Origin of the sequence: Shewanella kaireitica (genome assembly GCF_023284045.1) — a bacterium.
Classification (GTDB): Bacteria; Pseudomonadota; Gammaproteobacteria; order Enterobacterales; family Shewanellaceae; genus Shewanella; species Shewanella kaireitica.
The window spans coordinates 17,414-40,302 of the sequence record NZ_JAKIKQ010000001.1 but is presented as its reverse complement, the minus strand read 5'-3'; the positions used below and the strand labels follow the sequence as shown (position 1 = coordinate 40,302).

Genomic DNA, 22,889 nt, shown 5'->3' with positions numbered 1-22,889 from the left:
ATTTTCAAATAACAACAAGCATCCGCTATTAATCACATTAAAATAAGAGTTAAATTAATTAGCACTTGCGTACTTTACTGCTGCGTTCAAACACCAATAATTAATAGAACCTCTACTAGATAAATACACCGCGCACAATTAACAAAAAACTACAACCGACACAACGCAAAACAATGCATTAACAACTATTCTACTGATACACTGAGTCTACTTCTATCTTTTGGGATTACTTCTATGCATTTTCAGGCTTCCCGTTTAAGTCGCGCAATTACCGCATCTTTTCTTCTCATTTCGATACCAAACTTAAGCCAAGCACAGAGTGAAATTTTTGATAATCAATCCGGTACTATTTCAGAGATTGGTGATGTCGTTCAAATCGCGCTTCCAGCCGGCGCATTGATTGGCAGTTTATGGATAGGTGATACTGAAGGTGCTTGGCAGCTAACTAAAGGTGTTGCAACCACAGCTGCAATTACTCATACGCTGAAGTTTGGTTATGAGCGCCTCAGACCCGATGGCTCCGAGAATAACTCTTTTCCATCAGGCCATACATCAGCCGCATTCTCTGGCGCTGCATATATTCATCATAGATACGGTAATGCATGGGGGATCCCGGCATACGCAGCGGCTACATTTGTTGGTGGCAGTCGATTGTGGGCAAACAAACACTATATCGACGATGTGTTAGCTGGTGGCTCTATTGCGGTAATGAGCAGCTTGTACTTTACCGATCCTTATAACTCAACAGATCTGGTTATTGCCCCAAGTTTTAGTGAAGGTCAAATAGGCTTAGCAATGAGCTATACGCCCGGTCTTGCGGGTAGTAAAGCTAGATCCTCTTCCAACGTAGATAGTGGTTGGGGACAGAAAGAAACTGAGCTTATGCGTCGTTATTCATTGTTAATCGGTGGTTTCGACACTAACAAGAACAGCATTAATGAGCAGGGCCAAAATGGTTTTGATCTAAATGATTTCAGTAAAGAATCAGAGCCTAATACCTATGCCTCAGCAATGCTAAAGTGGGGTCTCGATAAACAGCAATATCTTGCCTTTGAATTTACCCCAATGGAAACCAGAGATACTGCGACTCTAAAAGAAGACATTATTTTTGGCGGAAAAAGCTATGCCACCGGCAGCGAAGTCATATCAGCTTACCGTAACTGGACGCTGGCGGCGGACTACATGTTCCGCTTGCTACCGGACAGTCGCTGGAAAGCAGATATAGGAGCAGGTATAGCATTTGTCGGCCAGTCTATTCGCTTAGATGACTATAATGGCAACAACCTAGGTGAGCATGATGATCTATTCGTTGTCCCCTCTTTGGCTGTAGAGGGTGGCTATCAGTTTACCGAGAGCATTTCCGCCAGCATTGGCTATAAGTATTCAGGTTTATCTGAATACCAATCAGATTCTTTATGGGGCAGTGTTGAGTACCAATTCAATGAACGATGGTCAACTTCCTTGTTCTATGGTCAATTTGCACAAAATACTGATACTGATGAATATTACAATGATGCAGTATTCGATTACGGCGGATTCTCTGTCGATTACTCTTTCTAGTAAATGGTTTACGCTAGCCTAGAAAACTAATGTTAGGGGCAATATTGCTGTTGAATAACGCAATATTGCTGTTTCATTTGTATTTTTAAACCAACTCCTCAGGTACCCCACCTCCCAACTCAGTTCATTCGATTTTCATATACTTTCTAACTGAACACATTTTCAAAATAGCCATATCATTACCTCAACCAAGGAACCGCTTGAGTTAAAAACTCATATTTCTATTGAAGAAATAAATATGCAAAACGTAAAACTTATCGCTTTAGCAACGACCTTGGCAACAGTAATCGCCGCGCCGATGGCAGCGAATGCAACATGCGGGCACTCGTATCTAAGCCCAGATAATTTGGGCTTAATAACAGGGAGCAAAATATGAAAATCGCACTGACTTTAATACTGATCGTAGGGATGTCGGCCTGCGCTAACAATAGCAATAGTGGCAATCGTCATACGATCTACAATGATCACAGAGGTTGTGATCTTAATTGCCAAATTATAGAAGATGAAATTGTAAGGCGTGACATTGAAGATAGAATCATTGCCGAAGAGATTATCGCAGATGAGATATTTGAACCCATTGAATATTGATCAGCAAAGCTTAGAGTTAGTTGTTACATAAACAATACATCTGCCTCTCAACCAACCTATTTTGCTGGCATCGAAGTCGTATCGACAAGTCTAACGGGACGCTAGCACAAGGCTATAGTCAAAAAACAGATATCGAGGCAGACATGCCAATTACGTCAGGTTATTCGCTTAGATATCGATACGGAATAATATGCCAATGATGCAGTATTCGATTATGGTGGGTTTTCTGCTGATTACTCTTTGTAGTAAATGGTTTTCGCTAGCCAAAAAAGCTAATGTAAGGAGCAATATTGCAGTTGAATAGGCAATATTGCTCTCCCACTTTAGTGGTGAATTTAGAGCCTTTGTTAGTTTACAGAACCTAATACCGCTCGTGCAGCTTTCAAGTCAAAATCATCATTTACTTTTAAGTAAGCCACTTTCTCTTCGAGTACCACGATAGCTTCAGACACACCGGCTAATGCAGACAATTCTGTCGCCATCACTTTGGCTGCTTGCTTATCGGACACGTCTGCTTCCAGTGTGTAGCTCTTCAATAGCACTGGGTTCTTCATACCAAATGTCAGCAAGAACCAAATGCCCATCAAGCCCAAGGCAACGGCAAAGACGCCCTCTGCGCCAACAAGTTGGTAAGCTCCACCACCGAGTATGCCACCACAAAAAGCACCTAAAAACTGGCTTGTGGAGTACACGCCCATTGCAGAGCCTTTATCGCCCACTGGACAGAATTTGGCTATCAAGCTTGGTAAAGACGCTTCGAGATAATTAAAGCCAGTAAAAAACAACACCACTGCAATGCTCAATACCATCAGATTGTTGGCAAATAGTGCCATTGAACCCAAGGCCACCATCATTATCAGCAAGGCAACTTGGAACATCGCTTTAGTATTATTGCGTTTAACACCAATAATAATCAGCGGTACCATCAAGAAAAAGGCACCCATAAATGCTGGGAAATACAGCATCCAATGTTCCTCTTTGGCAAGTCCGGCGTCGACTAGGTCCAAAGGCAGTGCCACAAACACAGCTGTCAACACCAAGTGCAGAATAAAGATACCCGCATCGAGCCTAAATAATTGCGGGTCAACCAACATCCGACGTAGTTTTTCAGGTGCGGCAACCGTATCGCCTTTCGGCGCTTGTGAAATCGGGTTAGGCACTAACAACTGCACGATTAACATGCCTAAAACAGCTAGCCCGGCCGTCATAAAGAACAGACCAGATAGACCTAGATGCTGAGCAACAATAGGGCCGACAAGTAGTGATAAGGCAAAGGAAAAGCCAATACACATGCCGATAATAGCCATCACTTTGGTGCGCTGTTCATCGCGAGTTAGATCAGCAGCCAATGCCAGCACCGCGGCAGCAATTGCCCCCATCCCCTGCAGAGCTCGACCAGCAACTACGCCATAAATTGTTTCTGCATTAGCAGCAACTAAGCTACCGAGAGCAAAGATCAGTAAGCCAATTAAAATGATAGGCTTACGACCGTATTTGTCAGATAAGATCCCCATAGGGATTTGTAGAATGGCTTGCGTTAAGCCATAAGCACCAATAGCAATACCCACCCATAACGGTGAAAAGCCTTCTAGATGCTGCCCGTAAAGTGCGAAGACAGGCATGATCATAAACAGACCCATCATGCGCAATCCAAATACACTGGCTAAAGAAAACGCTACTTTTTTCTCAGTGTTCGAAAGTCCGTTATTGGCCATTGCCCCCGCCCTGATCAGTGAACTCTAAATAAGGGGCGCAGTTTATCACGAAGTTTTTCAATAGCCCAAAAGGAAAAGTAAAAGATGTATACTCAACCCCTCTTTTAAGCATTAGCAGCAAACCCGCGTGCATGCTTGGTTTTGCTAACTTTCCCTGCCAATACGTTATATTTCTCCTACAATTGATAGCTTACTTTGTCTATTGCCTAAGGCAAATTTGTGAGATACTTAACCACTTTTTTCGGCTTTGAGATCTGAACGCTAGATGGAAAATATTGAAGTACGTGGCGCTCGTACCCACAATCTTAAAAACATCAACCTAACCATACCTCGTGACAAACTCATTGTTATTACCGGGCTATCAGGTTCTGGAAAATCATCTCTAGCATTCGATACCCTGTATGCAGAAGGTCAGCGACGTTATGTTGAGTCACTCTCAGCCTATGCTCGTCAGTTTTTAAGTTTGATGGAAAAGCCCGATGTTGATCACATCGAAGGCTTGAGCCCGGCAATATCTATCGAGCAGAAATCAACCTCGCATAACCCACGCTCTACCGTGGGTACTATTACCGAGATCTATGATTATTTAAGACTGCTATTTGCCCGAGTGGGTGAACCACGCTGTCCAACTCACGGCGAGCCATTAGCCGCACAAACTGTCAGCCAGATGGTGGACAAAGTATTGGAGATGCCTGAAGGCAGTCGTCAAATGCTGCTTGCGCCCGTGGTTAATGCACGTAAAGGCGAACACGTAAAGCTGCTTGAGAGCTTATCGGCACAAGGCTATATTCGTGCTCGTATTGACGGCGAAGTGTGCGATTTAACCGATCCACCAGAACTAGACTTACACGTGAAGCACACCATTGAAGTGGTCGTCGATCGCTTTAAAGTCCGTGATGACATTAAGCAGCGCTTAGCAGAATCATTTGAAACCGCCCTTGAACTATCGGGCGGAATAGCCAAAGTCACCAGCATGGATCCTGTTGAGGGACATGTAAAAGCAGAAGAACATGTGTTCTCAGCGAATTTCGCCTGCCCTGTTTGTGGTTACTCTATGGCGGAACTTGAGCCACGCATTTTCTCATTCAATAACCCAGCAGGGGCATGTCAAACCTGTGACGGTTTAGGCGTACAGCAGTATTTCGATCCAGAAAGAGTGATCACCAATACTGAACTGTCACTCGCTGGCGGCGCGATTAGAGGCTGGGATAGACGTAATTTCTATTATTTCCAAATGCTCAGTTCTTTGGCTGAACATTATAAATTTGATATCGAAAAACCTTTCGAACAGTTAACCGACGATGTCAGAAACATCGTGCTTTACGGTTCTGGTACCCAAAGCATCGCCTTCAAATATATCAATGATCGCGGCGATGTCGTGGTTCGGAATCACCCTTTTGAGGGGATTTTGAATAACATGGATAGACGTTATCGCGAAACCGAATCGAATGCTGTTCGTGAAGAGTTAACCAAGTTTATCAATACTCAGTCATGTAAAAGTTGTGGTGGTTCACGCCTGCGTGAAGAAGCACGTAACGTGTTTATTGAAGAGTTGAATCTGCCAGTGTTAACCCAATGGTCTATTGGCGAAGCCATGGATTACTTTGAAAAGCTTGAACTCACAGGTCAGCGAGCTCAAATAGCCGATAAGATCCTCAAAGAGGTACGCGATCGTTTAGGCTTCTTGGTTAATGTTGGCCTTAATTATCTCAGTTTATCTCGCTCAGCTGACACCTTGTCTGGCGGTGAGGCACAACGTATTCGTCTTGCAAGCCAGATTGGTGCTGGGCTCGTTGGCGTAATGTACGTGCTCGATGAACCTTCTATTGGCCTGCATCAGCGTGATAATGAGCGCCTTCTACAAACGCTTATTCATCTGCGAGATCTCGGTAACACCGTCATTGTGGTTGAGCATGATGAAGATGCTATCCGTATGGCCGATCATGTTATCGATATCGGTCCAGGTGCCGGTGTGCATGGCGGACAAGTTATAGGTGAAGGCACACTTAAAGACCTACTTGAGTGTAAAGAGTCTATCACTGGACAGTATTTATCCGGTGAAAAGCAGATCCACATTTCAACCGAACGAACCCAGTATGACCCTAACAAACTTATCGAGCTTTTTGGTGCTACAGGCAACAACCTCAAAAATGTTGACCTGCAGATCCCTGTAGGACTGTTTACCTGTATTACCGGCGTATCCGGCTCAGGTAAATCAACACTGATCAATGATACCTTCTATAAGATCGCTCATATCGAGTTGAATGGCGCTACCGTTGATGAACCCTCACCGTACAAGAGTATTGTCGGAATGGATCATTGCGATAAAGTGGTCGATATTGATCAAAGCCCCATTGGCCGTACACCGCGCTCGAACCCAGCGACTTATACGGGGATTTTCACGCCAATCCGCGAACTGTTTGCGGCCACTCAAGAATCTCGTACTCGTGGTTATCAGCCAGGTCGCTTCTCATTTAACGTTAAAGGTGGACGCTGCGAAGCCTGCCAGGGTGACGGCTTAATCAAAGTAGAGATGCATTTCTTGCCTGACGTATACGTGCCATGTGATAGCTGTAAAGGTCAACGATACAATCGCGAAACCTTGGATGTTCGCTTCAAGGGCAAGAATATTCACGAAGTTCTGCAGATGACAGTTGAAGAAGCCAGACCTTTCTTTGATGCCATTCCAGCTGTCGCCCGCAAATTGCAAACGCTAATGGATGTTGGTTTATCCTATATCCGTTTAGGCCAAAGTGCGACCACACTTTCTGGTGGTGAAGCGCAGCGAGTAAAGCTGGCAAAAGAGCTATCTAAACGTGATACTGGCAAAACTCTCTATATCTTAGATGAACCAACAACTGGTTTGCACTTTGCAGATATTCAGCTGTTATTGGACGTATTACATCGCCTTAAATCCCATGGCAATACCATAGTGGTGATTGAGCATAATTTGGATGTAATAAAAACCGCGGATTGGATTATTGATCTGGGGCCTGAAGGTGGTTCAGGCGGAGGTACCATTTTGGTAGCAGGTACCCCTGAAGTTGTTGCTGAGAATACAGAATCACACACAGCGCGCTTTTTAAAGCCACTTTTAGCAAAGTAAGAGATCATCCAGTTCAATGACAAGCAGTAATATTTTATTAGCCTCAGGCCTTGTGGTAACACTAGGCCTACTTATAATGGTGGTGGTTGATCCATTGTTTGGCCAATGTGCTTCTACTGAGGCAAGAGTCATTAGTAGCGACCAGCAAAGCAGTACTATATCCCTACCTGATGGCTCTGTTGCACGAGTAAGTGTGGGCAACTTAGCGCCGCAATCTCAAGTCACTGTTGGTGCAAAACAACGGCTTTTTTCAGGTACCCACGAGTACAAGTTAAAGTTGTCGAATATTGATAAATCGGCTGAAAATCAACAAAGTGAGTAAGAGTATCGCTATTTAAAGCCATTACCTGTAGGTTGAGTAACTGTTGTAATGGCTTTTTGCATATATAAAGGGACAGTTAAATGCAAAAATTAACGACTCTCTTAGTTATTATTACCACTCTAAGCCTGAATGCCTGCAGTTCAACCTCCCAATGCCAAAAGCGCCCCAGCACATTATGGGCAGACCAAGCACAGATTAGTCGCGATATACATAAACTAGCGTCAACAGAATTCGCAGGCCGAAAAACGGGTTCCGCAGGTGCAGCGCTAACAAGGCAATATCTAATCCAACGATTTGAACAAATTGGGCTTAAGCCTTGGCAAGGTGATTTCCAACATCCATTTAACTTTACTAAATCTTTTAGCGATAGAGTGGGTGTCAATATTGCTGGCGTGCAGCTAGCCACTACACCAACCAGTAAATGGCGTGTGGTGCTTGCCCATTATGACCATCTTGGTCACAAAGGCTCTCGTATATACTATGGCGCTGATGATAACGCTTCAGGAGTGGCAGGCTTACTGCAACTTGCGCAGCACGCTGCTAGCAAAGGAAGTCCAGTAAACTTACTTTTTGTCGCGACCGATGCAGAAGAACCAGGGCTGTATGGGGGTTACGCACTTGCAGATAAATTGGCCAACAAACGCAGTGAACCGCAAATTCCCCAGATTGAACTCGCTATCAATTTAGATATGATTGGCCGCCCAGATCGTCGCAATGCTATCTATATTGAGGGTGCAAGACGATTCGACTCATTCGATGAAATACAGCAATTAATGACTCAATCAAACCAATTATGCATAAGGACTCGTCAGCCAAAATCATTCGACGGCAGTGTTATCAGTGTTGATCTATTACGTGCATCAGATCATTACGCAATGCACAAAGTAGGGATCCCTTGGCTTTACTTTGGCGTTCCAACCCATAGAGATTACCATCAACCTAGTGATATCGCAGATAAAATAGATATTAGCTTTGTCGCCGCTACAGTGGAATCTGCTTACCAACTGTTGGTTATCGACAGTTTTCTTCTGAAAAACGCCCCATAAAGGCCACGTTCATTGATTTTTATTTTACTGTAAGCCGCTAACTGGCCTAGTAATTGCTATGAATATTGATAAAAATAGCATCATTAAATGGTAATACCAATTACACCCTGCTATAATAGTCGGCTTACTGATACGTTTTCGGTGCGGGAAGTCGACACGGGGTTGATTTTCTGTCTATAAACATAAGTGCTTTATTGCACTCTGCTATTCCACAAGGCTACAACCCATGTCATCCAGTGAAAAAACTTTCCGCGAACTCGGTCTTGCCGAGCCTTTGTTGCGTGCTCTTGATGAGCTCGGTTACGAAAAACCAACTCCAATCCAGGCTGCGAGTATCGATCCTCTCATGGCCGGAAAAGATATTTTAGGTCAAGCTCAAACAGGTACAGGTAAAACAGGTGCGTTTGCACTACCTCTGCTAAACAGCATTGACCCAAATACTAATTCTCCACAAATTTTAGTACTTGCCCCAACACGTGAACTTGCTGTTCAGGTTGCTGAAGCATTCGGCAGCTACGCAAAATTCATGAAAGGCCTACACGTTCTACCTATTTACGGTGGACAAAGCATGCATCAACAACTGAATGCTTTGCGTCGTGGCCCTCAAATCATTGTCGGTACTCCAGGTCGAGTTATGGACCATATGCGTCGTGGCACTCTTAAGTTAGAGTCACTAAAAGCAATGGTACTTGATGAAGCTGATGAGATGCTAAAAATGGGCTTCATCGATGATATCGAATGGATCCTGGAGCACACTCCTAAGCAACGCCAACTTGCGTTATTCTCAGCGACTATGCCTGAGCAAATTAAGCGTGTTGCTAACAAATATTTATCAGAGCCTGTACACGTTAAAATCGCTGCTACAACAACCACTGTTGAAACGATCGAGCAACGCTTTGTACAAGTATCACAACACAACAAACTAGAAGCGTTAGTTCGCGTTCTAGAAGTAGAGAAGACTGAAGGTATTATTATCTTCGTTCGTACTCGTAACAGTTGTGTCGAGCTAGCAGAAAAGCTAGAAGCACGTGGCTACGCTTCATCACCACTACATGGTGACATGAACCAACAAGCCCGTGAACGTGCTGTTGACCAACTTAAGCGCGGCAAGCTAGACATCATCATCGCAACTGATGTTGCTGCACGTGGTCTTGATGTTGAGCGTATCGGACACGTAGTTAACTACGATATTCCATACGATACTGAAGCTTATGTTCACCGTATTGGCCGTACTGGCCGTGCCGGTCGTACTGGTATGGCAATTCTTTTCGTTACACACAGAGAGATGCGTATGTTGCGCACTATCGAACGTGCAACAAAGAGCCGTATCTCGCCAATGGATGTGCCTAGTCCTGAAACAGTGACCGAGCGTCGTCTGTCTCGTTTAGGTGAGCAAATTGGTGAAGTAATCGCTAAAGACTCTTTAGACTTTATGAAAGGTGCAGTTGCAAAACTATGCCAAGAGCTAGAAGTTGACACTGATGTACTTGCTGCTGCTTTACTTCAGCAAGTTCAGAAAGATCGTCCATTACAGTTGCCGTCAATGAACGAACGTCAGCGCGATAGCCGTGATGACCGCAATTCACGTGACCGTAACGACCGCAACTCCCGTGACCGTGGTGACCGTCCTCGTCGTGAATCTCGTCCTACGCCAGCTAACATTGGCTCAGCAGACTCACTAAAGGATAACCCAGATGTTAAGATGTGCCGTTACATCATCGACGTAGGTCGTGATAATGGTGTTGGCGTTGGTAACATCGTTGGCGCTGTTGCAAACGAAGCAAACATCGACAGCCGTTACATTGGCCAAATCCAGTTATTTGATCAAGTCACTGCAATCGATTTGCCAGATGGTATGCCAAAAGACGTATTAGCGCACCTTAAGAAAGTACGCGTATGTGGCCGTCCATTAAACATTCGCGAAGCAGCGGGTGAGACGTTCGAGAACACTTCTGGTGGCGATAGCCGTCCTCCACGTCGTCCTCGTAAGCCTTCAGGCGATCGTCGTCCTTCTGGTGACAGAAAGCCGCACCGTAAAGGTCCAGCAAAAGACGCTGAGTAAGATTAAATGCCAGCTTATTAAAGCTTAGCGTTTTATAAAATGAAAAAGGAACCTTATGGTTCCTTTTTTTGTATCTCATTATCATGCCGTTGAGCTTTGTCTGAAGGTCTAATCAACTTGTTTATAAAGTTGACTCTCCTCTTGCTGCTTCAATTTTTTTATACAGGCCTGACATACACAAGATTCAGCATCTAGCACGCTATTAGCTAACTTTTCACTATCTAGCACAGTCTTAGCAGGAAATGGCTGCGATAGGCACCAGCACTGCTCAATAGCCTCACCTTGCTGCACGGCGCAGCGATTTTTAGATTGGCATAGTGGACAGCTTGTAGCATCTATTGTCATCACTCTTCCCCCTCTGTTTCATCGATCCGCCGGATGATTAATTCCATCGGGCATGGCGACATTGGTCAATTTATATGGATTAACCCCATCAATACACGCCACGTTCACACCAAATTGATTTGGATTAGAACGGCGTTGATGATGAGTGTATATACCGCAGACACTGCAGAAATAGTGTTTGGCAGTAAAAGTATTAAATTGATACAGCGATAGCTTGTCATTACCACTAATAACCTTGAGCCCATCAAGCTCAGCAGAAGTCACTATGGTGCCTCGACGGCGACACATGGAACAGTCACAACGCCTTAAGTCTGTCAGCCCTTGAGGAAGGTTCAGCGCCAACTGAACCGCGCCACAATGGCAACTGGCGATATGTGTTTGCTTCAAAGCCTATACTCCAAATATCAGAACAAAGTTCAATGTAACAAAAAGGGCTCGCGCTAGCGAACCCTGTTGATTCTGTACAGTGCACTAAACCGGTTAATCACTGCGCTTAGGATTGATAGGATAAGCTTTACTGCCCAGCTCTTTATGTCCATTTACACTACTGCCGTAATAACCTTGATGCTTATGATACTTCTCTTTCAGGGCTTTAATATCCCCTTCAAACCTAGGATCTTGTGGCCGCTCTTGAGCATTAATAAAGGCGGCAACATCCCAGGCATCTTGATTACTTAGCTGGTAACTTTTGCCGAATGGCATATTTTCATAGACAAAATAGGCTGCGGTATTAACTCTATGCATACCCGCCCCCCAATTGAAGCTCTGAGGGCCCCAAAGTGGCGGCAGAGAGTAAACACCCGATGTTTCATAACCTTGTCCATCATCACCATGACAAGACTGACAATGCGCCACATACACCTTCTTACCACGCTCTGGTGAATAGGCTTGAGCAGGCTTGGCTATTTTCGGATACCCTTTACCCGGTAATGAAGCACGCTGTTCAAGAGTCATGGCATTTTTAATTGATTCAGGTAAAGGGATTTCGTCGCGCTTCCCCCCCTTTAATAGTTCGCTATCAGATAGTTCAGGCACTGCGCTATCAATCCCAGCTTGCTGCATCAAACCGCTCATACCTAACCAATATGAGTAAGCCGACAAAGCGACCAGTTCTTTATTTGCCGAGGCTGGCGGTTTGCCATTCATTGAATAGGTAAAACACCCTTGTAGACGCTCTTCAAAACTGTTTACTTTATCATTCTTTTTCCGGTACGCGGGATAAGCAAAGTAGGCCGCCCACAATGGTGCAGCATTAGCTCGTCGCCCTGCATCCATATGGCAATTAGAGCAGTTAAGATTATTACCTACGTACGCATCCCTCATCTGCTGAGAGTTAACAAACAGCTGGTAACCTAGGCGAACTTTGTCGCCAAATTCGCCCTCAGGAATAGTGCTTAGCGGTGCTGGCGTTAAGTATAATTGTCCATCCTGCTTAACTTTAGCATTAAGCTCTGCTTGTTTATCGGGTAGCTCTTCTGCTTGTACAACAACACTGAAACCTATACTGAAAAACAGACTAATAACGAGCCAACTTAAATGATGTAATTTCATGGTTAACTCCTTATTTCAATTCTGAAAAATATTTGGCTAATGCATCAACTTCTGCACTTGTGAGCTTGTCTGCGATGGTGTCCATCACGCCGTCCTGATCGCCACTTCGGGTATCTTTCTGCCAAGCAAGTAACTGGCTTTTGATATAAGAAGCTTGTTGGCCTGCAAGCCTTGGGAATTCACCAATACCGTGCCCAGAAGGCCCATGACAGGTGACACATGCAGGAATCACCCGTTGCCAATCGCCCTGATAAACTAACTGTTCAGTAGGATCTGAATAGACTGCTTTCTCTCCACGTAGATGCGGTGTAACCATAGGCACGTCAAAGGCAGAAAAATACTCAGCAACCGCAACAATGGCATCACCTTGCAAGGTCATCGCCATCGGTTGCATTGTTGAATTTTGTCTTTTACCTGACTGAAATAGCTTAATTTGCTTCACTATATAGTCTGATGGCAGCCCAGCCAGTCGAGGACCTAAAGGTTCAACACCTTGCCCTTGAGGACCATGACAACTGCCACACAGCGCAGCCTGAGGCGGCATAGCTGCATAAGATGCACTACTTAACATGAGTAAAGCCGACATTATGAATCCACGTTTCATCATCACACCTCCATCTATAGATATGTTAACAATAGCGTTTATCTGCCTATTTGCTCAATAAGTAAGTGAAGTTTTGATGGAACGGCAAATAACTGAAGTTGATAAGACGGATTACCACCATAAAAAAAGTGCATTCCATAAACTGAAATGCACTCATTATTGATTCATTAAGACTTGCTAAGCGTCACTACTCTTGTAGTAGGTCTCGACAGATATGTGCCAGATCAGATTGCACTGCCGCAGCGGTAACCTGACGACCCGCACCGGGTCCACGAATAATGAGCGGGTTGTCCTGATAGAATTTACTGCGGATAACAAATACATTATCGCCAGGGGTTAAATTAGCGTACGGGTGGCTATTATCAACCCATTGCAAGCTCACTTCAGCTTTAAGCTTACCATTGACTCTATCTAGAGCAGCTACATACCTAAGCACTTTGTCTTGCTCCACTGCGGCAAGATACTGCTGTAGCATGTCTTCATCTAATTCGTTTATACGCGACAAAAACTGCTCAAGCGGAAGTTCTGCAAGATGAGCGGGGACCAAGGATTTGAGCTCTATATCTTCAAGCTCTATCTCTAAACCAATCTCACGAGCTAAAATAAGCAGTTTACGCTGCATGTCACGACCAGACAGATCATCTCGCGGATCGGGCTCGGTGATCCCAAGCCCACGCGCATCGACTACTAGCTCAGAGAAAGGTTTGACGGCATCATAGTTTTCAAATAACCAACACAGCGTACCAGAGAAAATACCGCCAACGGCTTCAATGCTGTCGCCACTATTATGCAGATCATTAATCGCGTGCTGTACAGGTAAGCCTGCTCCACAACTGGCATTATAACGCCAAAATAATCGGCGATTACCCAGCTGCAGCTTCAACTCTCGATAAAAAGGTAGTGGGCCAGAACCAGCAAGCTTATTAGCACTGACAACATGGATTCCACGAGCAAAAAACTCAGGGTATTGCAATGTCAGATCAGCGCTAGCACTGATATCTAGCGCCACAACTTCATCACATTCTAGGCCTTGAAGCTCTTCAAAAAGATGACTGTACTGCCATGGCGTCGCATCTTGTTCAAATTCGCTTTTCCAAGTATCAAGGGCGATTCCTTTGTCACTTATTAAAGCTTTACGCGAACTCACTAACCCAACTAGATCAACACTGGCCTCGAGCTCTTTGTTTAACGCTGCTCTCGCACCATCAAACAGGTCTATCCATGCTTCACCAATATTGCCAACACCTAACAACAGAACACCGATACGTTTGCGCGGGCCTGCACAACGGCGATGTACTTTCTGAGTTAGCAAGTTCACTTGCGTCTGTGGCACCAAAGTCACTAAACTCATACCGTCATTAAACAATGGTCGAGCATTACGACTCAATAATCTGGCAAAGCCACGACGGTAGAGATCCGCATCAGCACTCACCAATGCCACCAGTCCCAAGTCATCTCTTATCTGAATATCTGTTATTCCCAATGCATCGCTATTGACATCAAGCAGCGCCTGCACTTGTTTCTGATTCTCAAGCGTAACTGTCAATTCAACGCGTTTTTGCGCCAGCGACCAATGGGCTAATGGATAGAGCCCAGAATCAGTCAATAAGCTCAATAGATCGGATAAAGCACCATCCAACTGAATGTTAAACAGAGACACACTATTTAGGTTGGTTACCACTGGTGCACTAGCTGAAGAGCTTTTAGGCGCAATCAAGGTGAAGTCGGTATGAGATGCATAGCTAGAGCGCACAGCGAGGCTAACTTGGGTATCGAATAGTGGCTGTAAAGTGCGGTTATGCAATACTGGCGAACCTAAATGCGCTAAGCGATTGGCTTCATCTAATGACAAGCTACTCAATAGTTTCGCGTCATTAATTTTGTTGGGGTCTGCGTTAAATACACCTTCAACATCGGTCCAAATCGTTACCCGTTCGATATCAGCGAGACTTGCGATTAACGTAGCACTAAAATCCGAACCGTTACGGCCTAATAGCAAGGTATCGCCTTTATCATTGGCGCAGATAAAGCCGGTAATAATGAGTCGCTCATTAGGATGCTCATCAATCAGCTTTTGTACTCTTTGACGTGACTGCTGCAATCTTATCTGTGGCACTGCGCCTTCATCTGCAATCAACAAAGTACGTGCATCTACATCAGATGCCGCAACACCGGACTCTCGCAGTAAAGCTGCGAGCAAACGTGACGACCAACGTTCACCAAAGCTCACCACTTGACTGCTCTGGTAATCATTAATCGCCGCTAATGAAAGTAAGCTGATCAACTGCGCTTTATCATTCGATAGTCGCTCTCTTAACGAACGAGCTTGCTCATTAGATAACAGTTGTTCTATCAGTTTTTGCTGAAAACTGATTAAGATCTGCAACTCTTCCTGCCAAAGCTGCTTAGTCGTGCTCAGCTCAAGCAAACGATATAGAAAGTTAGTACTTTTCCCTGCTGCAGAAACCACAACAAGATCATCACTATGACCATGTGTCAGGAGAATATGTGCAACGCGACGGTAGCAGTCTGCGTCGGCTAAACTGGAGCCACCAAATTTATGCAAGTGACAACGTGCCATCCTAAACCCCTTTAATTAACAAGCTACAGCTGCATTAAGCGCAGCTTCAATATCAGCAACAAGATCGTCAGCATCTTCAATACCAACAGACAGACGAATAAGGGTGTCTTTTACCCCCGCCTCTGCACGCGCTTCTGGTTCCATCGCTCGATGCGTCATGGTTGCAGGCACTGCCACTAGACTTTCTACTCCTCCGAGGCTTTCTGCAACAGAGAAATAATTAAGATTTTTTAAGAAAGCGACTAATTGCTCTTCGCCGCCCTTTAGCTCGAAGCTGAGCATGGCACCGAAGCCCTTTTGCTGCTTAGCGGCAATCTCATGGCCAGGATGATCTGCAAGACCTGGATAATAGATCTTTTCCACTGCGCTATGAGCGCTAAGAGTAGCAAGAATACGTTGAGCATTGGCCTGATGTTCACGAATTCTTACTGCAAGTGTTCGAATTCCGCGCAATGTAAGGTAACTATCAAATGCCCCCCCCGTTAGCCCTAGTGTATTGGACCACCAATGCAACAGCTCACCCAACTCTTCATCTTTAGCCACCACAGCGCCACCAACTACGTCGCTGTGACCGTTGATGTATTTAGTGGTCGAATGAATAACAATATCAGCGCCAAGTAAGAGAGGTTGCTGCAAGATAGGCGATAGAAAAGTGTTATCAACTACAACTAATGCTCCAACTTCATGACTAGCTGAGCTAATAGCTTCGATATCAACGACCCGAAGTAATGGGTTTGAAGGGGTTTCTAGCCAAACCATCTTAGGTTGTTTGGCAATCGCAGTAGCTAATGCACTGGCATCAGTTTGATCGACAACTTCTAGTTTAAACTGGCCTTTCTTAGCCAGATTAGTAAATAAGCGGTAACTGCCACCATAACAATCATGAGGCACGACTAATAAGTCATCAGGACCGAGTAAACTTGTCGCTAAAGTAATTGCCGCCATCCCAGTGCATGTCACAACGCCAGTACAGCCTTTTTCTAGTTCAGCAATCGCATCACCAAGAATCGAGCGAGTTGGGTTACCTGAGCGGCTGTAATCAAAATCTCTTGGATTTTTGTGACCATCAAAAGAATAATTTGTAGAGAGGTATATCGGAGGTACGACTGCACCGTGTTGGGTATCGGACTCAATGCCTTGGCGCACAGCAGCGGTGGCTAGTTTACGCTCGGTCATGTACTACTCCTCTCTCTACATTTTCTTATTAGGGATGTCTGGACGTCTAAATGTACCTAAGCTATCCACCCTCGTCAACCAATTTAGCCGTTTAGACGTCCAAGCATTTAGAAATCTATTTGCATTTGTCATAAAATAGAGGCAATAATTTGACTGTGCTGCATAAGGGGTTAAAATCTGCCCCGCATTTTAAAATTACAGGTGAGTCAATGACTGAGTGGAACGGCGATTATATCAGCCCATATGCTGAACACGGAAAAAAGAATGAGCAAGTGAAAAAAATTACTGTCTCTATTCCTTTAAAAGTACTCAAAGTGCTTACCGATGAGCGTACACGCCGCCAAGTGAACAACTTACGTCACGCCACCAACAGCGAATTACTCTGTGAGGCGTTTCTACATGCATACACTGGTCAACCGCTGCCAAATGATGGTGATCTATCAAAAGATAAGCCTGACAGCATGCCTGCGGAAGTAAAGCGCCTCATGGATGAAATGGGCATCGAGTGGGAAGAACTAGAGTAACGATATTATTAAATCGAGGGTCTTAAGCGATCCTCTTTTGATTTTATAGCCTCTCTATCAACGCAACTCTATTGTTACTGAACGATTTGGTAAACAATGCTGGCAACTATTTAGCAATATCTGTTATTTGGCTATAGCGGCTTAATACTGCACTGTGTACCGTTGTCACTGAATTCTTACCTACGCTGGACATTGCACTCCTAATTGCTCTGCGCCTCCTTAGTGAGCTCTAAAGCCATCACAGGGCTAAAAAACTGATGTTAGATCCAAGCACACTTATTCTCGCTTCACTGATCATTTTTTGCGGCGCATTAACTCAAAGCTTAATTGGCTTTGGCTTAGCTGTGGTTGCCAGTCCATTACTTTATATTATCGAACCCTCGCTTGTGCCAGCTCCAGTGATCTTGATGGGGTTTTCAATCGCGGCGCTAACGCTGTTTAGAGAACGAGGACAACTTGAGTTCAATGGACTGCAATATGCGTTACTCGGGCGTATTCCTGGAGGGATCTTAGGTGCGTTGCTTATTCTAACCGCACCTCAAGCGATTTTGGGGCTTGCTATAGCCTTTATTGTGGCCTTAGCCGTCGGTTTCAGCCTACTCAAATTTAGTCTGCCCGTTAATCGCTTTACGCTGTTCATTGCAGGGATATTGTCAGGGGTCTTTGGCAATATTGCCGCTATTGGTGGACCACCACTGGCGATATTGCTCTCAGGCAAAGATGCGGCGCAGTTTAGAGCGGCTCTATCGGCATTTTTTATTTTTAGCTCTATGATCGCTTTAGCCATTCTAGCGTTCGCCGGCCTATTAAAGCTCGAACACCTGTGGGTTTCTTTGATGTTACTGCCGTCAGTTATACTCGGCTATGTGGTTGCTGGAAGGTTGGTTGGAAAAATAGATAAACAAAAAACCAGAGCTTTCACTCTGGCTTTATGTAGTTTAAGTGCTGTGATTTTGACGATTAAGTCTGTTATTGAGCTAAGTTAATTATCACACTAAGTTGTTTGTCAAAATTGGCTTATTATCGATAACAGGCTCAATTTTAGAAATGATAAGAGGTCTGCAGCACTCCACCTAAAGCTTCATCGCTACCAAACATACCAGTAAAGTCGAGGAAAAAAGATTCACCGATAGTAAAACCCGAACCGATAGAGTAGATATTGGCAGTAGAGTCTTTCATATCATGACGGTAACCCAATCGTAGTGACATCCAATCAAATGCTCTGACCTCTCCACCCACGCGCCAATACTGAGTACCATCAAGCTCTTTAAACTTCTTATTCTCAACCAAGTCGACGTCGGTAGTGACAGTGAGCTTTCTCCAATCATACGCCACTCCAGCTGTGACTAATGGCTCTACTCTGTAGGTAAACTTATTACCTTCTACTTCGATCGTTTCCACATCCTGGCTGATAAGGTTACGCCCTGATAAACCAAACACTAAGCCATTAAGAGGTTCAATAGCAAAACCTACATCGACATTGAAATTAGTTTCATCATTACGGTACTCAACATCATCAAAGTCACTGGCCGAGAAGTTGTTGGCATTAGCAATGTAATTATAGGTATCGATACGTTGGAACTTTGGCGAGATACCGACAGAAATCGGCATGTTAACGATAGAAAGTGGAAAGCTTAATGCGACACCTAAATCAGATACTGCACCACCAATCACTTGCCCTTCTGATAGTAAATCTGTCACTTGCGGTGGATTAACAGGATCGAGAGTCGCAAGCGCATCGATATCGGCTTGATCAATATTGGCAGCCCCAACCGCATTAACATAACTTTTATAAAAGATGGCTATCGGCATTCTTTGATGAGGGATAGCAACGCTAAACCCAAGGCCAGCACTAGCATATGCCGATGTTCCCTTTAGCGATTCTAAATCTAGAATCAACTCATCTCGATAAACATCGATATCGGCACTGTTTCCAGCATCAATTGATGCTGCAAGTCCGTCGTAAGAATCAATAAGCGAATCGAACTTGTCGATCATGTTGTCGCTATCTGCCATATCAATACCTAAAACCGGCATAAGCAATACAGCGGAGTTATCTTTGTGGGCATTTAAACCAAGTAGAGCGGGGTTTACGAATGCTGCGCCCTCATGGTTCGATGAGGCAACACCTGCCCCCCCCATAGCATCACTACGCGCTTCATAATATTCTTGGCCTGAGTAGGCAAAAAAACTGGGGATCAAGGTACACAGTAGCGCTAGTTTACGTAGTTTCATCCATTCCGCCCTTTTTATTTCCTTAACGCTTTAACACCAATACGGCTCAAATCGAAAAAAGGTCTTAAATTGTTTTTTCTTATTAGAGTTATTCTAAGCCAAAAATAACAACTAAGGGATAAATTTTAACGTTAAACTCACATTTTTATTACCAACCCATACTAACTCGGGCAGATGTGGGTTCAATAGGCTTTCAGAATGGTGATGTATACTGGCTGCAAAACGCATATAACTACGATATATCAAAACCTTAAAACACAACGTCTGACTTGCTGCTTTAGCATTATCTAAAGCTAAGTTTAAAGTGTTTATCCATTAATTGATGAAGGCTAATGAGTACAATGTTCTCGCCTAAACAGCGATGGACTCTTGCCGAATAGGCGCTGAAACTGGCGACTAAAATAGCTATGATCATTAAAGCCGGTTTCCTGGGCAATATTAGCAATACTTTCATTAGTCTCAATCAGCAACCGGCGTGCGTTCTCTAGCCTCACCTCATTGATAAACTGTTTCGGTGTCTGCCCTAAATGTTTTGTAAAGCGTCGCTCTAGGGCACTGATAGAAAGGTGTGCGGTCTGTGCCAACTCAGTTAAAGTAATCGGCTGCATGTAGTTCTCTTTAATAAACGCTACCGGAACTTTCAGGGCATCCATACTACTTAGGGTCAGTGAGGTTTTCTGCAAATGCCGTGATATGCCATAGGAACCAATCACTTCACCCGCATCATTCATTACTGGACGTTTAGAAGTAATAAACCACGCAACCTCCTGGCCTTTAAGGCGATTCATCTCCAGACGATCATTAACCCGGTTTCCTCGCATCACCTTTTGATCATCATTAATAAACTGCCGGGCAATATGCGGCTCAGAAAAATCAAAATCATTACAATGGTAGATCTGCGCCTGTGTCTGCACACCTACATGCTCAAGAAAGTACTGGTTAGCGTAAATAAATCGACTGTCTGAATCTTTCACCCAAAACAGAATATCAGGCATAAGATCGAAGGCTTCCACCAGCTGCCTTAGTAAAAGTATTTGATTTAACTCGTTTGGCCACTTATTCCGCTGATGCACAAGCATCTCCACTTATTCCAATATTTTATAGAAATTGAACAAAGACTTACAAAAGGCATAAAATATACCACGCCGATTTTGTCATATAATAAACCGAAATCATAATAACCCTATTAGTAACACTTAGATAACATAAGTTAATCACTGCAGTAAGGTTAAATTTAAACATGCGCAAAATTAGAATGGGAATGGTAGGCGGAGGCCAAGGGGCCTTTATTGGAGAGATCCATAGAATGGCCGCTCGGCTTGATGGACAGTTTGAGCTAGTTTGTGGCGCCTTCAGTGCCGACCCGTTTAAATCGTTAGTGTCTGGTAAAAATCTCTATCTAGCACATGATCGCTGCTATGCCAGTTATGAGCAGATGTTTATTGAAGAGTCCAAACTCGATGAAAGCATTCGCATGGATGTCGTGGTAATCGTCACTCCAAACCACTTGCATTACCCAGTAGCCAAAATGGCATTGGAGTATGGCTTCCATGTCATTAGCGATAAACCCGCAACCATAAACCTTGCTCAGGCAGTCGCATTAAAACAACAGCTGCTAAGCAGTGATCTGCTTTATGGCTTAACGCATACCTATAACGGCTACCCTATGGTCAAGGAAGCTAAGCATCGCATCGCCAGTGGTGAGCTTGGTACCATTCGCAAAGTGTTGGTGGAATACTCCCAAGGCTGGTTATCGTCTCAAGATGACGAAGACAGCAAACAGGCTGCTTGGCGCTTAGATCCAAAACAGTCAGGGATCAGCTGTTGTGTTGGTGATATCGGCGTGCACGCCGCCAATCTTGCTGAATATGTCAGTGGTTTGTCTATTGAGCAGGTATCCGCAAACTTAAGCAGCAATGTAGAGGGCCGCGTTCTAGATGATGACGCCAGTATCCTGCTCAGCTTTAACTCTGGAGCTCATGGAGTATTGCTTAGTAGTCAAATAGCGATAGGTGAAGAGAACCGCCTCACCCTGAGAATTTACGGTGACAAAGCCAGTCTTGAATGGTCACAAATGGAGCCAAACAGCCTTATCATAAAACATCCCGATGCAACTTCAGTGATCCGCACGGGTGTTGGTGCTATCAGTCCGCTTGCAGCTGCATGTACCCGCACTCCAGCAGGTCATCCAGAAGGGTACATTGAAGCCTTTGCCAATATTTATAAGCAGTTTGCCGCAAAATTAAATGCCAGACTCGACAATCTTCCTGAAAGTGCTTTTAGTCTTGACCTCCCCGGTATTGACGCCGCTATAACAGGAATGGCCTTTATTGAAGGTGTTGTGACTGCCAGCCAAGCTGAGACTAAATGGCACAAACTGCCAAGCACTGAGCTTGGAGTGCAGTCCTAATGCAACAGATTAAAGGCCCTGCGATTTTTCTCGCACAATTTATGGCTGATAGCGCCCCCTACAACTCACTAGACTCGCTATGTCAGTGGGCTGCCGATAAAGGCTTTAAAGGCATCCAGCTGCCTACCGATCCCAAGCTGCTTGATCTCGAACAAGCGGCCAGCAGTCAAAGCTATTGCGACAGCATCACTGAAATTGTGGCTGGCCACGGTCTTATAATCACCGAGCTTTCGACCCACCTACAAGGTCAACTTGTTGCAGTCCACCCTGCTTACGACGCTATGTTTGATGGCTTTGCACCGCCGCAATATAGAGATAATCCTACAGAACGAACCCAATGGGCAGTTTCTCAATTAAAACATGCCGCCCTTGCCAGCAGGCGCTTAGGACTCAAAGCACATGCTACCTTCTCTGGCGCTCTGCTTTGGCAAACTGTTTATCCATGGCCGCAACGACCAGCTGGGTTAGTTGAGCTTGGCTTTAAAGAGCTAGCCGCACGTTGGCGACCGATTTTAGATGCATTTGATACCGCGGGTGTCGATGTCTGTTTTGAGCTGCACCCGGGTGAAGACCTGCATGATGGCGCCAGCTTCGAGCGCTTTCTGGCCGAGGTAGACTTTCATCCACGAGCCAATATTTTATACGACCCGAGCCACTTTCTACTGCAACAGCTCGACTATCTGGCTTTTATCGATATCTACCATGAACGCATCAAAGCATTCCACGTCAAAGATGCTGAGTTCACCCCCAATGGCCGCTCTGGAGTATATGGTGGCTATCAATCATGGCAGGAGCGCCCCGGACGATTCCGCTCACTGGGCGATGGTCAAATCGACTTTAAAGCCATCTTTAGCAAGCTCACCCAATATGACTACCAAGGCTGGGCAGTGCTCGAGTGGGAGTGCTGTTTGAAACACCCTGAAGATGGTGCCAGTGAAGGTGCAAAATATATCGAGCAGCAACTGATAAGGCCAACCGACAAACAGTTTGATGATTTTGCCGCGGTTGAAACCAACCTAACATTTAATCAAAAGCTACTTGGGCTTTAAGCATAAGGACATGAG

At 44.7% G+C, this 22,889-nt stretch carries 19 protein-coding genes; 10 read left to right on the top strand and 9 right to left on the bottom strand.

The window, feature by feature from the left end:
* Nucleotides 1–234: 234 nt before the first annotated feature.
* A complete protein-coding gene (locus tag L2730_RS00165) occupies nt 235–1,560 on the top strand; it encodes a phosphatase PAP2 family protein (RefSeq protein ID WP_248972733.1) in 1,326 nt (441 codons plus the stop codon).
* A gap of 372 nt (nt 1,561–1,932) precedes the next feature.
* The gene (locus L2730_RS00160; RefSeq protein WP_248972732.1) at nt 1,933–2,148 is read left to right on the top strand and encodes a hypothetical protein; all 216 of its coding nucleotides are present in this window, start codon (nt 1,933–1,935) and stop codon (nt 2,146–2,148) included.
* Between the two features lie 347 nt (nt 2,149–2,495).
* On the opposite strand, the gene L2730_RS00155 is transcribed toward L2730_RS00160, so the two are convergent.
* A complete protein-coding gene (locus tag L2730_RS00155) occupies nt 2,496–3,863 on the bottom strand; it encodes an MFS transporter (RefSeq protein WP_248972731.1) in 1,368 nt (455 codons plus the stop codon).
* Nucleotides 3,864–4,128: 265 nt separating this feature from the next.
* Here L2730_RS00155 and uvrA point away from each other — a divergent pair, with 265 nt between their 5' ends.
* The 4 genes from uvrA (at nt 4,129) to L2730_RS00135 (ending at nt 10,399) form a co-directional block, all read left to right on the top strand.
* Nucleotides 4,129–6,969 (top strand): excinuclease ABC subunit UvrA, encoded by a 2,841-nt coding sequence (gene uvrA / locus L2730_RS00150; RefSeq protein WP_248972730.1) that lies wholly within the window; start codon nt 4,129–4,131, stop codon nt 6,967–6,969.
* Between the two features lie 16 nt (nt 6,970–6,985).
* Nucleotides 6,986–7,291 carry a hypothetical protein gene (locus L2730_RS00145; RefSeq protein ID WP_248972729.1) on the top strand — a complete coding sequence of 102 codons (306 nt, stop codon included), beginning with the start codon at nt 6,986–6,988 and terminating at the stop codon, nt 7,289–7,291.
* An 80-nt stretch (nt 7,292–7,371) separates the two neighbouring features.
* Complete coding sequence (locus L2730_RS00140) at nt 7,372–8,337, top strand: M28 family peptidase (protein WP_248972728.1); 966 nt, start codon at nt 7,372–7,374, stop codon at nt 8,335–8,337.
* 226 nt (nt 8,338–8,563) lie between these two features.
* Nucleotides 8,564–10,399 carry a DEAD/DEAH box helicase gene (locus L2730_RS00135; protein WP_248972727.1) on the top strand — a complete coding sequence of 612 codons (1,836 nt, stop codon included), beginning with the start codon at nt 8,564–8,566 and terminating at the stop codon, nt 10,397–10,399.
* Nucleotides 10,400–10,507: 108 nt separating this feature from the next.
* Here L2730_RS00135 and L2730_RS00130 read toward each other — a convergent pair whose 3' ends face one another.
* The 6 genes from L2730_RS00130 to metB all read right to left on the bottom strand — a co-directional run bounded on the left by L2730_RS00130 (nt 10,508) and on the right by metB (nt 16,656).
* The gene (locus L2730_RS00130; RefSeq protein ID WP_248973161.1) at nt 10,508–10,744 is read right to left on the bottom strand and encodes a cysteine-rich CWC family protein; all 237 of its coding nucleotides are present in this window, start codon (nt 10,742–10,744) and stop codon (nt 10,508–10,510) included.
* A gap of 18 nt (nt 10,745–10,762) precedes the next feature.
* Nucleotides 10,763–11,131, bottom strand: a complete 369-nt coding sequence (locus tag L2730_RS00125; RefSeq protein ID WP_248972726.1) for a GFA family protein — start codon at nt 11,129–11,131, stop codon at nt 10,763–10,765.
* A gap of 93 nt (nt 11,132–11,224) precedes the next feature.
* A complete protein-coding gene (locus L2730_RS00120; RefSeq protein WP_248972725.1) occupies nt 11,225–12,295 on the bottom strand; it encodes a c-type cytochrome in 1,071 nt (356 codons plus the stop codon).
* Nucleotides 12,296–12,305: 10 nt separating this feature from the next.
* The gene (locus tag L2730_RS00115) at nt 12,306–12,899 is read right to left on the bottom strand and encodes a c-type cytochrome (RefSeq protein WP_428848424.1); all 594 of its coding nucleotides are present in this window, start codon (nt 12,897–12,899) and stop codon (nt 12,306–12,308) included.
* 187 nt (nt 12,900–13,086) lie between these two features.
* Nucleotides 13,087–15,480 (bottom strand): bifunctional aspartate kinase/homoserine dehydrogenase II, encoded by a 2,394-nt coding sequence (locus L2730_RS00110; RefSeq protein ID WP_248972724.1) that lies wholly within the window; start codon nt 15,478–15,480, stop codon nt 13,087–13,089.
* A 15-nt stretch (nt 15,481–15,495) separates the two neighbouring features.
* Nucleotides 15,496–16,656: a cystathionine gamma-synthase gene (gene metB / locus L2730_RS00105; RefSeq protein ID WP_248972723.1), complete on the bottom strand. Its 1,161-nt coding sequence runs from the start codon at nt 16,654–16,656 to the stop codon at nt 15,496–15,498.
* Between the two features lie 209 nt (nt 16,657–16,865).
* Between metB and metJ the strand changes: the two genes are divergently transcribed.
* Both metJ and L2730_RS00095 read left to right on the top strand, forming a co-directional pair.
* Entirely contained in the window at nt 16,866–17,180 is a 315-nt protein-coding gene (gene metJ / locus L2730_RS00100) for a met regulon transcriptional regulator MetJ (RefSeq protein WP_020914530.1), read from the top strand.
* A 257-nt stretch (nt 17,181–17,437) separates the two neighbouring features.
* Nucleotides 17,438–18,166, top strand: a complete 729-nt coding sequence (locus tag L2730_RS00095) for a sulfite exporter TauE/SafE family protein (protein ID WP_248972722.1) — start codon at nt 17,438–17,440, stop codon at nt 18,164–18,166.
* A 55-nt stretch (nt 18,167–18,221) separates the two neighbouring features.
* On the opposite strand, the gene L2730_RS00090 is transcribed toward L2730_RS00095, so the two are convergent.
* On the bottom strand, nt 18,222–19,415 hold the full coding sequence (locus L2730_RS00090; protein ID WP_248972721.1) for a conjugal transfer protein TraF: 1,194 nt from the start codon (nt 19,413–19,415) through the stop codon (nt 18,222–18,224).
* Between the two features lie 329 nt (nt 19,416–19,744).
* Nucleotides 19,745–20,410, bottom strand: a complete 666-nt coding sequence (locus L2730_RS00085; RefSeq protein WP_428848423.1) for a PAS domain-containing protein — start codon at nt 20,408–20,410, stop codon at nt 19,745–19,747.
* Between the two features lie 245 nt (nt 20,411–20,655).
* Here L2730_RS00085 and L2730_RS00080 point away from each other — a divergent pair, with 245 nt between their 5' ends.
* Both L2730_RS00080 and L2730_RS00075 read left to right on the top strand, forming a co-directional pair.
* Nucleotides 20,656–21,825: a Gfo/Idh/MocA family protein gene (locus tag L2730_RS00080; RefSeq protein WP_248972719.1), complete on the top strand. Its 1,170-nt coding sequence runs from the start codon at nt 20,656–20,658 to the stop codon at nt 21,823–21,825.
* Entirely contained in the window at nt 21,825–22,874 is a 1,050-nt protein-coding gene (locus L2730_RS00075; protein WP_248972718.1) for a sugar phosphate isomerase/epimerase family protein, read from the top strand. The genes L2730_RS00080 and L2730_RS00075 overlap by 1 nt, the downstream gene beginning before the upstream one ends.
* The last annotated feature ends 15 nt before the right edge of the window (nt 22,875–22,889 follow it).

Bases quoted from the DNA above. Each gene is read 5' to 3' on its own strand.
- L2730_RS00165 (WP_248972733.1), top strand. From the start codon at position 235: ATGCATTTTCAGGCTTCCCGTTTAAGTCGCGCAATTACCGCATCTTTT.
- L2730_RS00115 (WP_428848424.1), bottom strand. From the start codon at position 12,899: ATGAAACGTGGATTCATAATGTCGGCTTTACTCATGTTAAGTAGTGCA.
- L2730_RS00145 (WP_248972729.1), top strand. From the start codon at position 6,986: ATGACAAGCAGTAATATTTTATTAGCCTCAGGCCTTGTGGTAACACTA.
- metB (WP_248972723.1), bottom strand. From the start codon at position 16,656: ATGACCGAGCGTAAACTAGCCACCGCTGCTGTGCGCCAAGGCATTGAG.
- L2730_RS00095 (WP_248972722.1), top strand. From the start codon at position 17,438: ATGTTAGATCCAAGCACACTTATTCTCGCTTCACTGATCATTTTTTGC.
- metJ (WP_020914530.1), top strand. From the start codon at position 16,866: ATGACTGAGTGGAACGGCGATTATATCAGCCCATATGCTGAACACGGA.
- L2730_RS00110 (WP_248972724.1), bottom strand. From the start codon at position 15,480: ATGGCACGTTGTCACTTGCATAAATTTGGTGGCTCCAGTTTAGCCGAC.
- L2730_RS00130 (WP_248973161.1), bottom strand. From the start codon at position 10,744: ATGACAATAGATGCTACAAGCTGTCCACTATGCCAATCTAAAAATCGC.
- L2730_RS00135 (WP_248972727.1), top strand. From the start codon at position 8,564: ATGTCATCCAGTGAAAAAACTTTCCGCGAACTCGGTCTTGCCGAGCCT.
- L2730_RS00120 (WP_248972725.1), bottom strand. From the start codon at position 12,295: ATGAAATTACATCATTTAAGTTGGCTCGTTATTAGTCTGTTTTTCAGT.
- L2730_RS00090 (WP_248972721.1), bottom strand. From the start codon at position 19,415: ATGAAACTACGTAAACTAGCGCTACTGTGTACCTTGATCCCCAGTTTT.
- L2730_RS00080 (WP_248972719.1), top strand. From the start codon at position 20,656: ATGCGCAAAATTAGAATGGGAATGGTAGGCGGAGGCCAAGGGGCCTTT.
- uvrA (WP_248972730.1), top strand. From the start codon at position 4,129: ATGGAAAATATTGAAGTACGTGGCGCTCGTACCCACAATCTTAAAAAC.
- L2730_RS00140 (WP_248972728.1), top strand. From the start codon at position 7,372: ATGCAAAAATTAACGACTCTCTTAGTTATTATTACCACTCTAAGCCTG.
- L2730_RS00075 (WP_248972718.1), top strand. From the start codon at position 21,825: ATGCAACAGATTAAAGGCCCTGCGATTTTTCTCGCACAATTTATGGCT.
- L2730_RS00085 (WP_428848423.1), bottom strand. From the start codon at position 20,410: ATGCCTGATATTCTGTTTTGGGTGAAAGATTCAGACAGTCGATTTATT.
- L2730_RS00160 (WP_248972732.1), top strand. From the start codon at position 1,933: ATGAAAATCGCACTGACTTTAATACTGATCGTAGGGATGTCGGCCTGC.
- L2730_RS00155 (WP_248972731.1), bottom strand. From the start codon at position 3,863: ATGGCCAATAACGGACTTTCGAACACTGAGAAAAAAGTAGCGTTTTCT.